Source organism: Kribbella yunnanensis (assembly GCF_039529655.1).
Lineage (GTDB): Bacteria > Actinomycetota > Actinomycetes > Propionibacteriales > Kribbellaceae > Kribbella > Kribbella yunnanensis.
Window position 1 is genome coordinate 241,202 of the sequence record NZ_BAAANF010000016.1, and the last position, 12,904, is coordinate 254,105.

Below are 12,904 nucleotides of genomic sequence, written 5' to 3' on the forward strand. Positions count from 1 at the left end.
TGACTATTCAGTTGTGGGCCTTACTTGGTTGCGAGCAGTGCGAAGTCCTCCGTGATCGGCTCGCCGGACAGCAGCTCGGTACTGCGAGTCTGCGGCTTGTAGCCGTCCTTGGCCGCGATCAGCGTGAGGGGGTTGTTGCGGATGTCCAGCCAGTACGCGTACTTACCGTCCTTGTCGGTGATGAACGTGTAGGACTGGGCCCACGAGTCCACCTGGACGGTCGCACCCGGCAGTGCGGCCCGGGTACCGGTCTTGCTGACACCGGTCACCGTGCCCTGGATCTTGGCCCAGGTCGACGGCGGCGTGACGGTCAGCTTGATGTCGACCGGGTTCACCGTGTACGGCGTGTCCTCACCGATGGTGACGCCACCGGTGTAGGTACCCGGCTGGTCGACGTTCGCGGTGAGGGTGACCTTGACCGTCGTGGACTCGCCCGGGGCCAGCTCGGCCTCGGTCTTGTCCAGCGCCAGCCAGCTCACGTCGGCCGCGGACTCCGAGCAGTCCTCGAGACCCGGCAGGTTCTCCGAGTCCGCCGTGGCGTTGAAGCCACCCGACGAGCCACCGACCTTGTAGAAGCCACAGGCCGCGCCACCGCGGTACCGGGCCTGGTTGGCGTTCGGCAGGGCGGCCCAGGTGTTGGCGGCCGGGTCGTAGGCGAAGCCCGCGTTGGTGACGGCGCCCGCCTGGACACCACCGACGACGAGGAGCTTGCCTGCGGCGACTGCGTACGCACCGGCCCAGTGGTCGGCCGGGGCATCGGCGACCGCGGTCCACGAGTTGGCACCCGGGTCGTAGACGTACGCGTTCTTCAGCGAGTTGGTGCCGTCGTTACCGCCGGCGCAGTACACCTTGCCGTCGATCGCGCCACAGGAGGCGAACGCCACCGACTGCGGGTAGTTGGCCAGCGTGGCCCAGGTGTTGCTCGACGGGTCGTAGCTGACCACCGAGTTGCTCATCGGCAGGCAGTTCGCGGTGGTGCAGCCACCGACCGCGTACAGCTTGCCGCCGGCGACAGCCTGACCAGCCGCGGCCCGCGGGGCCGGGTTGGCGGCCACTGCGGTCCAGGCGTTGGCAGCCGGGTCGTAGGACCAGGTCGCCGCGTCCGGACCGGACGGACCCCAGCCGGAGCTGGCGATGATCTTGCCGTTGACGACACCGAGGGTGATGGCGTTACGAGCACCCGGCAGCGGGGCGATCGCAGTCCACGCCTTGGCGGCCGCGTCGTACTTGTAGCTGTTCCCGGTCGAGGCCGACCCGTTGCCACCGGCAATCGAGTAGACCGTGCCGTCGACAGTCACGACGCGGTTGTCCATGACAACACCCGGGTAGTTGGCGATACCGGTCCACGGTGCCGCACCCGGAACGTTGCTCTCCGGAGCGTCGATCGGCTTGCCGGACAGGGTCTGGGCGAACGACGTCGGCACCTGGATCCGCTGCAGCGGGGCGCCCTGGCTGCTCAGCACCTGCGCCTTGGTGGTCTTGGAACCGTTGGCGTTCTCCAGGACGAACCCGCCGTCCTTCTCACCGAACTTCACCTTGACCGGCGCACCGCCGGTGTTGGTGACCGTGACGTTCTTGCTGGTCTTGCCGCCGAGCGGCAAGGTGGCGCCGATGTCACCGGGGGTGACGCTCAGCTGTCCGGCGGCCAGCGTGTAGTCGGCACTGGTCACCCAGTCCGCCTCGACCGAGACGGTCGACTGCGCGCTGACGTAGTTGCCGGCCTTGGCGGTGAAGCCCTGGTCGCCGTCGGCCGAGGAGTACAGCCAGTAGAAGCCGTCGGCCAGACCGGTGTCCTCCGGCGTGGCGACCGACGTACCGGACTCGGTGGAACCGTCCCGGGTGACGACCGCGCCGTTGACGGCGCCGCCGGTGTTGGCGTCCTTGACGTTGCCGACGACGAGACCGCCGCCGACCGGCTCACAGATGACCTGGCTGCCGATCAGGACGTTGTCGACCTCCCACCACCACTCGTACGAGGCGTCGTAGTAGTGGAAGCGGACCTGGACGGCGGACTTGCCGGCCGCGGTCGGGATGGCGATCTCCTTGACACCGCGGGCGTCCGCGGTGGCCTGGCGCAGCACGTTGGTCCAGGTGGCACCGCCGTCGATCGAGAGGTCGACGTCGGCCTTCTCGCCACCGAGCCAGTTGAGGTCCTGGTTGAACCGGATCACCGGAGTGGTGACCGCGGACAGGTCGACAGTCGGGCTGACCAGCGAGGTGTCCTGCGCGCCGCCGGAGCCGTACTTGTCGCTGTCGATGATCGCGAACGCGCCGGTACCGCCGGACAGGTTGCCACGCTTACCCGGGTCGTCGAACTTCCAGACCTGGCCGTTGCCCTTGCCGTCCTGCACGGTCCAGCCGCTCGGCGCCGCAGCGGCGTCGAACGTCTCGTACACGCCGTCCGAGCCGTTCTTGTAGCCCGGTGCGGTCAGGCAGGAGTCCTGCCGGACCTTGACGGCCACGTTCTTGGTCACGTTGCTCGCTCCGACCGTGACCGGAACGGTGGTGGTCTCGTAGCCCGGGATCTGCGACTCGACCTTCAGGTTGTACGCCGCTCCACCCGGAACCTTGAAGCTGAACCGGCCGTTGCTCGGCGTGGTGTAGTCGAACACACCGCCCGGACCCTCGACGCTGACCTTCGCGTAGAGCGGCCAGCCGTGGCCGGAGCCGTCGGAGATGGTGCCGCCGACACTGACCTGCGGGGAACTCGCCAGTGCGAAGTCCTTCGTGGTGGTCTGGCCGGTGGTGACGACCGCGGTGGCGGTCTGCGACTTGTAGCCGAACGATGCGACGGTCAGGTCGTACGACCCGGCCGGCAGCACGCTCGAGTAGGTGCCGGTGCTGCTGGTGGTCAGGACCTTGTCGGCCTGGCCGGCCGCCTTGACCGTGACAGTGGCTCCGGCGAGTGCGGCGCCGCCGGTCGCGGCGGTGACCTTGCCGGCCAGGGTGCCGGTGTCGCCGACCGGAGCGGCGTTCAGCAGTGCGAGTGCGTCGAGGCGGCCCTGACCGAAGACGTTGTTGTTCTCGGTGGTGCCACCGCACTGGGTGCTGGCCGTGTCGATCGCCGTCGTGTTCAGCAGCGCGCGGGTAGCGGCCACATCACCCTTCAGCGTCGGCGAGGCCGACCACAGCAGCGCGACCGCGGCCGCGAGGTGCGGCGTGGCCATCGACGTACCGTTGAAGGCGCCGTACGTGTTGCCCGGCAGGCTGGAGCGGACGTTCACGCCGGGGGCCGAGATGTTCGGCTTGATCGTGCCGTTCTGACCGGCACCGCGGCCGGAGAACGAGGCGATGTTGTTGTTGATGTCGTAGGCGCCGGCCGAGTAGTTGCTCGTCGAGCTGCCCGGCGAGCCGGACGTGTTACAGGCCGAGCCGCTGTTGCCGTTGGCGAACGCACCGAAGATGCCGGAAGCCGCCCAGGCGAGGGTGACGTCCTCCATGAACGGGTCGTTCGAGGGCAGCTGCGAGCCCCACGAGTTGTTGATGATGTTCGGCCGCTTGCTGGCGTCGGGGTTCTGCCCGGCCAGGTTCGTCGGCTGGAGCATCCACTGACCGGACTCGATCAGTGCCTGGTCGCTCGGGCAGCAGCCGTTGGCCGCGATCCACTTGACCTCGGGCGCGACACCGATCTGGTTCCCGGCGCCGTCGTCACCGGCCATCGTGCCCATCGTGTGGGTACCGTGACCGTTGCCGTCGGCGGGCTGGTTCGGCGACGTACCGGCCGCGTCGAACCAGTTGTAGTTGTGGTCGAACGTCCCGTTGCCGAGGTTTCCGCGGTACTGCTTCACCAGCGCCGGGTGGTCGAACTGCACACCGGTGTCGATGTTCGCGATGGTGATGCCGGCGCCCTTGTCGCCGTACTGGGTCCAGACCTGGTTCGCCTTGATGTTGGCGACGCCCCACTCGACCGCGTTGATCTCGTGCTCGGCCGTGCCCTCGGTGATCTTCGGGACCTCGACCTGCATCGGGTTGTAGAGCCCGGCGACCTCGCTGTGCGCGGCCAGCTTCTTGGCCAGCTCGAACGATCCACCGTTGACCCGGATGGCGTTGGTGGCCCAGAACGCCTTGTACTTGACGCCTTGCGCGTCCAGCTCGGCCTTGACGTCCTTCTGGGTCGCGGTGGCGGTCGCGCGCAGCTTCTCGGCCACGGCGGTTCCGCGCTCGGTCCAGTCGCTGATCCTGCTGGCGGAGGTCAGGTCCGCCTTCTGACCGAAGTAGACCCAGTAGTCGTTCGCGGCCTTGGCGTCCTTGGCGGTGAACTTGGCCATCAGGTCCGGCTTGATCTTGCTCGCCGGGTCCGTTCCGGTCGGCTTGGTGGGCGGCGCGGCCAGGGCGGCGCCGGTTGCGCCTAGCCCGGTCGCGACGACGGCCACCGTCGCCAGGGCGCCGACCAGAGTTCTGGCGAGCCCCCTACGTCTGCTGTCTGACATTCTTCGCAGCCCCTCACTGTGACGACCCCGAGTTGACTCCCCCGAGTCATGTGGTGCGCAGAGGGCAGGCGCTCGGCCTGGCGGTGAATCGTTGAACGAACGCTGCGTGCCCCCCAGGTCGCCGCGTGTGACACGGCGAGCCTGTCGAGGACCCTATGTGTCATCTGAACCGGGTCACAAGCACAGTTGGTGAGCAAGATGTGACTAACGGTCGTGCCAATCGAGGCAACGTAGTCAAAGATTGGCAATCCGTTGACGATCTGAGGCAGAGGTTGACATCGTGACGGGATGGTCACCGCCCGTGTCCCCGCCCCAGCGGACGTCGATCTGACCACGACCGACGCCCATCCGTTCCCGCTGCTCATCGCAGTAGCAGCCTCGCCCGAACAGCGTGTCCGCCTCGCCGAGCTCATCGACGACGTCGCGCCGCTGCTGCTCGTCTCCAGTCTCGACGAACTGCGCAAGCTCCTGGTTCCCGGCCGGCAACCGCCGCCGGCCGAACATCCGGAGCCCCCCGAACCCGAGTCCGCCGACAGTACGTCGACCGCGCGCCAGGACGGTTCGCCGGAGGCCGACGTACTCACCATCGACCGGGTTCGCTCGGTCGCCCGGTGGCGCGGCCGCGAGGTCCAGCTCACCGAACTCGAGCACGATCTGCTCTCCCGGTTGATGTCCGCACCGGTGCGGGTCTGGACCTACGACGCCCTCCACCAGGCCGTCTGGGGTACCCGCGAACTCCGCGGCACCGCAGACGTCCACTCGGTGGTGAAACGCCTGCGGCGCAAACTCGACGACCTCGGTACGACGGTCACCATCGACGCTGTCCGCGGTACCGGGTTCCGCCTCACCGACCACCAGCACCCGGCCATCACGAGTCTGCGCGCAGGCTGATCGGCACCCGGAGATCGGGGCCGCCGTCGTTCAGCAGGACAGACGCTTCTACCGCTCGGGCGCGGTAGAGGCGGAAGTCGGCCGGGTCCTGCAGTTGCTCAGGTTCGAAGACGGTCTGTTCGGGTAGTCGGCTGCTGTAGAGCTGTGCGCAGCGGGACAGGTCCTGTGCGCCGACCTGTTCGGCGTGCGCGGTCAGGTAGACGGCTTCAGCTGCGCCCAGTGGCACCTGGGAGTTGTAGATGACGATCGCGACCTCGGGGCGCTCCGCGAGGTTGCGGGAGTGCGTGCTGGTCGGACGGGACACCCAGTAGAAGTCGTCACCGTCGGGTGTGTAGAAGACGGGTGAGGCCCACGGGTGTCCGTCGCCGTCTGCGGTGGCGAGGGTCAGGTAGTTGTTCGCGGCGATGACTCGGTGCGCGGTCTCTTGAGGTGTCATACGTCCAGCTTCGGCCGGTGCGGCATTCCAGGCATCCGTGGCCACTACGGAGATTAGAGTGCCGGAGATGGAGTGGCTGGAGCTGATTTCCGCGCGGGAGGCCGAGGTGCTGGCCGCGATTCGCGGTCACCAGTCGAACGCACAGATCGCGGCTCGGTTGCACCTGTCCATCCGCACGGTCGAGAGCCATGTTGCTTCCCTGCTACGCAAGGCCGGCGTACCGGATCGCCGCAGTCTGGCCGCGCTGGCTGAAGAGCCGGTGTCTGGTCTGCCTGTCTTTCCGACGTCTTTCGTTGGGCGAGAAGAGGAGCGTACGGCGGTCGCCGCAGCGCTCGGTGTGGCGCGGCTGGTGAGTCTCGTCGGGTCCGGCGGGATGGGCAAGACACGGCTGGCTGTCGAGGTCGCCGCGGATCAGGACGCGGTCTTCGTCGACCTGGTGCCGGTGCGGGCCGGGGGAGTCGGTCAGGCGGTCGCGCAGGCGCTGGGGGTTGTCGAGCGACCACCTGGTACGCCGACCGATGCAGTGGTCGAGCGGCTGCGGTCTGACCGCGCACTGCTGTTGCTGGACAACTGCGAGCACGTGATCGGTGAGGTGGGTGAGCTGGTCGCCCGCATCCTTCGGCTGTGCCCGCAGGTGCGGATTCTCGCCACCAGCCGCGAACGCCTCGCCGTACCGGGGGAGCGGTTGGTGGAGGTGCCGTCGCTCGGCGCCTCAGCGCCGCAGCTGTTTCTGGAGCGCGCTACCGGGGTTGTCTCCGATGTCGCGGCGGTTGAACGACTGTGTGCGGCGCTCGACGGTATGCCGCTGGCCATCGAGTTGGTGGCTGCTCGCACCGCATCGCTGGGAGTGGACGGGATTGAGGCGGCGCTCGATGACCTCTTGCGGCTGATCTCCGGCGGACGCGGTCCTGACCAGCGGCACCACTCGCTCCAGGACGTGATCAGTTGGAGCCTCGACCTGCTGGACGACGAAGAACGACTGCTGTTTCGTCGGCTCGGAGTCTTCGTCGGAAGCTTCGACCTACCGGCCGCTGCTGCGCTCAGCCCGGAGCTGTCGGTCGGTGCGGTCGCCGACCTGATCGGTCGGCTCGCTGACCGCAGCCTGATCGTTTATCGGGAACGGTGGTCGCTGCTGGAGACAGTACGAGCAGTCGCCGCCCACGAACTGGAGCTGAGTGGCGAGGACCTGATCCCGCGCTACGTCCGCTGGGCTGCAGACCTGGCCGCTGACACGGCCGCCGACACGGCCGGAGGCAAGGCCGCCGACGCAGCCGCTGGCTTCACCTCAGTTGCGGACGACCTGCGTAACGCTCTCACTTATACCACGCCGGACAGCTATCGCCTCGCGAAGTCCCTTGCCCACTTGAGCTTCGTGCACGGTCAGATCGTGGCTGCCCGCAACCACTACGTCCGGGCCGCAGAGCTGAACCCGGACCGAGCTGCCGAGGATCTGCAGTCGGCAGCAGACGTCGCGCTGATCAGCGCCGACGAGGTCGCGTTCGGGTTGTTGCTGGAGGCAAGCGATAGAGCCGTGGGTACGGCGCGGGCGGTCGCACTCGCTTCGGCGGTGATCGCGGCGACGCGGTTCTCGATGTCGTTCGCTGAGCCGGTTCCGCGCGAGCGGTTGATCGGGTTGCTGACCGAGGCGACGGCTCTTGCGGATCCTCGTGACGAACGGTGCGTCGCCGTACTGGCGATGGCGCGGGCCTGGGCGTCGGGCGAGAATCCGCTCGACCCGGATCTCGAGCTGTCGCGGAATGCGGTCGCGGCGGCACGCCGTACGGGTGATGTGGCGTTGGTGCTGGGCGCGTTGGATGCATTGGGTACGGCGCTCGCCAACGCGGGTCATCTTCGTCAGGCACACCGGCTGTCCGACGAACGGTTGCGGCTGGCCGCCACGGCATCTCGGTCCGACCCCGCGGTTGCGGCTGAGTTGGTCGACCTCTTCCACGTCGCGTCGACCTCGGCCATCGCGGCGGGGGATCTACCGGCCGCAGCGATGATCGCGGCCCGGGACACCGAGGCGGGTACGCATCCGGCGATCGTCGCGCCGCGACTGATCCGGCTGTACGGGCTGACCGGACGATTCGACGAGGCACTCGAACAAGCCGACATCCTCTGGGACGGCTGGTTGTGCGCGGCCACGTACGGCGTGGAGTCCGAGCTGTCCTCACTGCGCGGCCACTGGCCATCGTCGGCCGCGGCGATCGTTGCCATGGTCCACGGCCTGCGCGGCGACGGACCGGCGTACGAGGAATGGCGGGTGCGGGCCCGGCGGATCGCTCACGTCGACAACCCCGCCGACTCACTCTCGCTGGCCGCGCCGGCCGCGTTCGTCGACGCGCGGATCGCCGTACACACCGGCCGGTACGACGACGCTCGCGCCCTGGTGGATGCCGCGCTCGCGCCGTTCCCGGAGAAGTGGTGGTCGCCCTACGCGCATGCCGCCGGGGCTGAACTGGCGGTCGTCGCCGGACTACCCGATGCGGTCGAGTGCATCGCGGCTGCCGAAGCGGCGGCCGTCGAGAACCAGTGGGCCGCGGCCTGTCTGACCCGGGCGAAGGCCCGCCACACTGGCGATCAGCAGTTGATGGCTGAAGCGGTAGCGCAGTGGGATCGCATCGGCGCGGCCTTCGAACGCACTGTTCAGTGGTGACCACGGATCCCCGGAAGGTGCCTCGAGCGACAGGCTTAGCGAAACACCTTTGAAGGAGGAGGAGCGATGGGCAAGGTTGCGTCAGGGATGTCGATGTCGCTGGACGGTTTCGTCACCGGGCCGCACGACAGTCGGGAGAAGCCGCTCGGCGAAGGCGGCGAAGTACTGCACCACTGGCTGGGCGTCACCGCGACAGCCGCGGACGAGGCGGTCATCCAGGAGATGGCGGACGGCGTCGGCGCGATTCTGATGGGACGCCGCTCGTACGACTTCTGCGTCGGCGACGGTGGTTGGGGTGACGGCGGCCCGGCCGGTCAGACCCCGTGCTTCGTCCTCACGCACAACCCGCCGGCCGAGTCGCCGGCCGTCTTCACCTTCGTCACCGACGGCATCGAGAGCGCAGTCGCCCAGGCCAAAGCGGTGGCGGGGGACAAGACTGTCGGCGTCCACGGCGCTACCGCAGCCCAACAGGCGTTGGCCGTCGGTCTGCTCGACGAGCTCCACGTGAGCCTGGTGCCGGTACTACTCGGCGGAGGCGTCCGCCTCTTCGACCTGCTCGGTAGCGGCCCAGTCACCCTGAACCGCGACCGAGTAGTCGAAGCCGGTAGCGGAGTAACCCACCTCCGCTACCAGATCGTCCGCTAGCCACCGACGTCACTCCCACCCGCCGAGCGAGAGCACCCACGGTGTCAGATGTGAATTGGTGCAGTGACGTGGAGGCGACCGTTGCCGATGACGGCGAGGTGGCCGTCGCCTGCCTCGACCGGAAGGTCGGCGACGACGGCGGGTACGTGGTCCTCGCGCAGCAGGATCGCGAGGTGGCAGAGGTCGGACCCGCCAGCGAAGACGAACCCAGCCACATGCCCGATCAGTCGGGACAAGATCACGTAAGGCCGACTGGCGTAGAGGATCGGAGGTTCGGGTAGTTCGGCGATGCGGCTGAGCAACTCGGTGATGTAGCGGCTTTCGGGAACGTCAGCGTCGCCGCTGATGGACACGATGGGCGCGATGGACAGCCGGGTGAGGGCTTCGTCGTCCGGCAGTACCAGGAGTGGGCCACGCGCCATGCCGACGCTGAGGGTGCTGCCGCGTTCGCTGCTGACGATGCTGGTCTCGTTGGTGGAGTAGTCGAGGAAATGCGGTGTGCCGTTGTCGTGGACCCATTCGAGATAGGTGCCGGGGTACAGCTTGGTAAGCGTGTCGGTGAAACCGGCGACCTTCCGCAGGTCGTCAACGGTCCACGGTCCGGGGACCTTCAGATCGGTCCAGGAGCCTGCGTCGTCAATGGCGGGCAGGATGTGGGAGGCAGGGCTGGTGAGGCCGCGATTGATGGCGAGCAATCCGTCAGGGGAGTGTTCCATGGTGGTTGTCCCGTCGGCGTTCGCGCGGGTAACCGCGCCGGAGATTCCTCGGATGAACGGCCGCAGCAGGAGCGTGTGCTGGGTGTGTGGGGCGCCGGTCAGGTTAAGGACTGTGTCCAGGAATGTCGCGAGGTCAGTGGCAGCGAGGATGTTCTGGCGGGCAGCCGGGCCGAGGTCGACGATGACCGCCCCGCTGAGCTGGTCCCACCATGGCGGCCTCAGGCCAGGCTCCTGGAGGCCGCTGCCATTGAGGGTGATCAGCCAGCCGTCGTCCACTGTCACACCGTGCCGGGTAGCGAGGCGAAATGCTGGAGTGCGCTTGGTGGTGACGCTGAGATAGACCTCGGCACAGTCGCCGAGTGCGATGCCCTCGGGCAACTGCTCACTGTAGTACAGCGATGCGGCCGCGAAGAGAGGCCCGGCATGTTCGGTGACGGACAAGGCGGCGGTGACGGGGCGGACTTGAAGCAGCCGCAGCCCGCTGGGCTGCCATGCCCATTCGATATCGACCTCGTGGCCCAGGTGAGTGCGCAGTTCTCCTGCCAGGGAGGCGATCTGATCGTAGGGCGGTGGTGGGCTGGCCTGGTCCGCGATGTCGTAGCGGTGCGCGGTGGTCAGGCCTGAGACCAGGTGTTCCCCTGTACCGACTGTCGCGTCTACGAGGGTCCGGTCGTCTTGTGTGAACGCCACTCCGGCCAGGTCTGCGTCGACCATGTGTTGGACGATCACCGCGATGCGTGGGCTCGGGTCGGTATCTCCGGCGCGGAGCCGCGCCAGGACGGCGCGGGGGCTGTAGAACGAGGCCCAGCAAGCAGTGACTGCGGCGGCGACATCGGCGAGTGTGGTCAGGTGCAGGAACGATTCGTACAGGCCAGCGTGACTGTGTGCGGTGCCGTCTTCGACCAGGCTGGATGACCGCACGGCCCATGGACCGCTGCCTGCACACCAGCCAGCCAGTGCCTTCCACAACGTCGACGGCAGGGTGAGCGACTCCAGGATGGCGCTCAACCGGGCGTCGAGGTTGATCAGCTCGTTGCCTGCGGTAGCAGCCAGCTCGTGGAACAGGTCGTCCAAGGCGGCTTCGCGGGCAGGTCCGAGAGCGTCGGTGAAGGCGTCGGCGGGGATGCAGACGGCATGCGGCACGATGGCCCGTTCGGCGACACCGGCCAGATTGGCCACGCTGGCGAGGTTCGCGAACTTTGCACCGGTCTTGGCGGGGTTGGTGGCATCGCCCGCGGCTAAGCCGATAAGGGGAAGGATATGAGTCACTACAGGTCCTCGCTGTCCAGCTCAGGGCTGGACACGAGAACCGCTAACTAGGCGGTTGAGCCAGCCATTTGGTAAGAAGGGTGTCGACCTGGTCGCGCAGATCGCGCGGCTCAAGCATCGTGGTGTCGACGCTGTAGTCCGGGCAGATCGTGTCGTAGCCCCAGGTTGCGTTCGAATCGGGAACGACGGTGTGGTCTCCGCGAGCTTCGAGCCGCTGAGCCCGCACCTCGTCGGCGCAGGTGATCTGGACGAACGAGAAGGCGTTACCGGACAGCCGGGGGTAGTCGACCGCGGTGTCTCGCATATCGTCGTTGATCACAACAGAGGCGGTGGAGGCTTTAACCCGGGCGATGAAGTCGTCGGCCAGATAGTCGGGGTTGATGCGCCGCAGCCAGGTTGCTGTCGTGCGGAGCACGTCGTTGTCGTGCTCCCAAAGTCCAATCGGCTTGCCCGCGGTGGCGTAGATGTGGCTCTGGAGCCGGTAGAGCGGCTCGGCGAGCTTGATGACCTGGACGCTATGCCCACGCTCTTCGAGCCCGGTCTTGAGGCTGGCGGCCACTGTGGACTTGCCCGACCCGGCGAGCCCGTAGAGAGCCAACTTGCGCGGAGGCGTGCCCACTGCGTGTCCCCTTCCCCGATCTGTTCATACCCATTGCCTCGCGGCGCCTGGGCGCAACCAGGATAGCTTCGACCAATGGTCCTCCAGGTTGGCGACACCGCGGTCGGCTAGGAACTTCCGGGTGAAGGCAACGAGCTCCTCGTACTCGTCACGCAACAGAGCGAGGTTGGCAGACCGCAGCGTGCGGCTGCGAACATACTCGACCTCGACTTGATGCAAGGGGTCGACCAGACCGGCGCGCTCGGTACAGCGGTCGATCATGATTGAGAAGACGTGGCCCGAGGCAAGCGACTCCAGCAGCACGTTGTACCGGACCCGACGGTAGAGCTGACCCCAGGCGGGCCGTAGTCCCCATCGGTCGGCGATCACTGCCGCGAGGTCAGGGTCGTGGCCCAGTTGCACGCTCTCGATCAGCTCCTCGTGACGCATCGCAGCGTCGGCGAGGAACTTCTTGCGACGAATGATCCATGTGCCGTCGACCGCGGGGATAAAGGCGATGTAGCCGCGGTCTGCCCGAGGACCAGTGATTTCGAACAGGTGGTTGTCGAAGTCCCACTGCTCGAATCCGCCGTTGTTGCCGTGCTCGCAGATCCAGCCCTGGACGCCGCCTGCACGGACGGTGTCCAGGATGCCAGTAGTCAGACCCCACAGGTCGGGTTGTCCTTCGAGGGTGAACTTGTGCTCCAGTTCCTGGCCGGGCAGCGCGTTGACGAACCAGCGTTGATGATTGACGGCCCGTGGTCCGCAGGCACGGTGCCGCGCCGACAGTTCCTGCGCCCAGGCTGCGACATGGGCCGCAATGGCGGGATTGCCATCCAGGGCCGGACCCTCGAGGGCCACGAACAACGCATCGGTGCCGGTGAAGGACTGCTGGGTGTACGGCACCCATCGGCGCTCGTCCAACTGCAGCAGGAACAGTGGCGCCAGGCCTTGGCATTGTGCGCGCAAGGTGGCGTCTATGGTCAGGATGGCTGTGTTCGCTCCAGCAACTACTGCCGCCGAGCCGATGTTTACCGCGATGACGGTCAGATCTGGCGCCGGCACGTCGTGGCGCAGCCCTACCGGCCCGGCCAGCAATACAGTCTGCCGGGCATCAGCACAGGCCGTTGGTGCCGAGGTCAGGGCACTCTGGTCGGAATTCATGGTGCTGTCTCCTTTGAACACGGCTGCCCTGACTCGAACATCGCTCTCCGATCTGATGGATGGATGGATGGGCGGAGCGGACGCGGAGCACAGGCGATC

General features: G+C 67.3%; 8 protein-coding genes. 3 read left to right on the forward strand and 5 right to left on the reverse strand.

From position 1 onward, the window contains the following. Positions 1-20 precede the first annotated feature (20 nt). Positions 21-4,430 (reverse strand): S8 family serine peptidase, encoded by a 4,410-nt coding sequence (locus tag ABD231_RS22080; protein ID WP_344155020.1) that lies wholly within the window; start codon positions 4,428-4,430, stop codon positions 21-23. Between the two features lie 288 nt (positions 4,431-4,718). Here ABD231_RS22080 and ABD231_RS22085 point away from each other — a divergent pair, with 288 nt between their 5' ends. After that, on the forward strand, positions 4,719-5,321 hold the full coding sequence (locus tag ABD231_RS22085) for a winged helix-turn-helix domain-containing protein (RefSeq protein ID WP_344155023.1): 603 nt from the start codon (positions 4,719-4,721) through the stop codon (positions 5,319-5,321). On the opposite strand, the gene ABD231_RS22090 is transcribed toward ABD231_RS22085, so the two are convergent. Then, positions 5,299-5,757, reverse strand: a complete 459-nt coding sequence (locus ABD231_RS22090; protein WP_344155026.1) for a pyridoxamine 5'-phosphate oxidase family protein — start codon at positions 5,755-5,757, stop codon at positions 5,299-5,301. The two genes, ABD231_RS22085 and ABD231_RS22090, sit on opposite strands and share 23 nt — an antisense overlap. 67 nt (positions 5,758-5,824) lie before the next feature. Here ABD231_RS22090 and ABD231_RS22095 point away from each other — a divergent pair, with 67 nt between their 5' ends. Both ABD231_RS22095 and ABD231_RS22100 read left to right on the forward strand, forming a co-directional pair. After that, positions 5,825-8,413 carry an ATP-binding protein gene (locus ABD231_RS22095; RefSeq protein ID WP_344155029.1) on the forward strand — a complete coding sequence of 863 codons (2,589 nt, stop codon included), beginning with the start codon at positions 5,825-5,827 and terminating at the stop codon, positions 8,411-8,413. Between the two features lie 66 nt (positions 8,414-8,479). Continuing rightward, positions 8,480-9,058, forward strand: a complete 579-nt coding sequence (locus ABD231_RS22100) for a dihydrofolate reductase family protein (RefSeq protein WP_344155032.1) — start codon at positions 8,480-8,482, stop codon at positions 9,056-9,058. A 44-nt stretch (positions 9,059-9,102) separates the two neighbouring features. Here the strand turns inward: ABD231_RS22100 and ABD231_RS22105 are convergent, their stop codons facing one another. From ABD231_RS22105 to ABD231_RS22115, 3 genes are read right to left on the reverse strand one after another with little or no spacing between them, the layout of a single operon-like run. Then, positions 9,103-11,043 carry a PEP/pyruvate-binding domain-containing protein gene (locus ABD231_RS22105; RefSeq protein ID WP_344155035.1) on the reverse strand — a complete coding sequence of 647 codons (1,941 nt, stop codon included), beginning with the start codon at positions 11,041-11,043 and terminating at the stop codon, positions 9,103-9,105. A 43-nt stretch (positions 11,044-11,086) separates the two neighbouring features. Beyond that, on the reverse strand, positions 11,087-11,662 hold the full coding sequence (locus tag ABD231_RS22110; RefSeq protein WP_344155038.1) for an AAA family ATPase: 576 nt from the start codon (positions 11,660-11,662) through the stop codon (positions 11,087-11,089). 24 nt (positions 11,663-11,686) lie between these two features. Continuing rightward, positions 11,687-12,805 (reverse strand): hypothetical protein, encoded by a 1,119-nt coding sequence (locus ABD231_RS22115; protein WP_344155041.1) that lies wholly within the window; start codon positions 12,803-12,805, stop codon positions 11,687-11,689. Between the last annotated feature and the right edge of the window lie 99 nt (positions 12,806-12,904).

Excerpts from the sequence above, each read along its gene's own strand:
- ABD231_RS22080 (WP_344155020.1), bottom strand. The coding sequence starts at position 4,430 with ATGTCAGACAGCAGACGTAGGGGGCTCGCCAGAACTCTGGTCGGCGCC.
- ABD231_RS22085 (WP_344155023.1), top strand. The coding sequence starts at position 4,719 with ATGGTCACCGCCCGTGTCCCCGCCCCAGCGGACGTCGATCTGACCACG.
- ABD231_RS22090 (WP_344155026.1), bottom strand. The coding sequence starts at position 5,757 with ATGACACCTCAAGAGACCGCGCACCGAGTCATCGCCGCGAACAACTAC.
- ABD231_RS22095 (WP_344155029.1), top strand. The coding sequence starts at position 5,825 with ATGGAGTGGCTGGAGCTGATTTCCGCGCGGGAGGCCGAGGTGCTGGCC.
- ABD231_RS22100 (WP_344155032.1), top strand. The coding sequence starts at position 8,480 with ATGGGCAAGGTTGCGTCAGGGATGTCGATGTCGCTGGACGGTTTCGTC.
- ABD231_RS22115 (WP_344155041.1), bottom strand. The coding sequence starts at position 12,805 with ATGAATTCCGACCAGAGTGCCCTGACCTCGGCACCAACGGCCTGTGCT.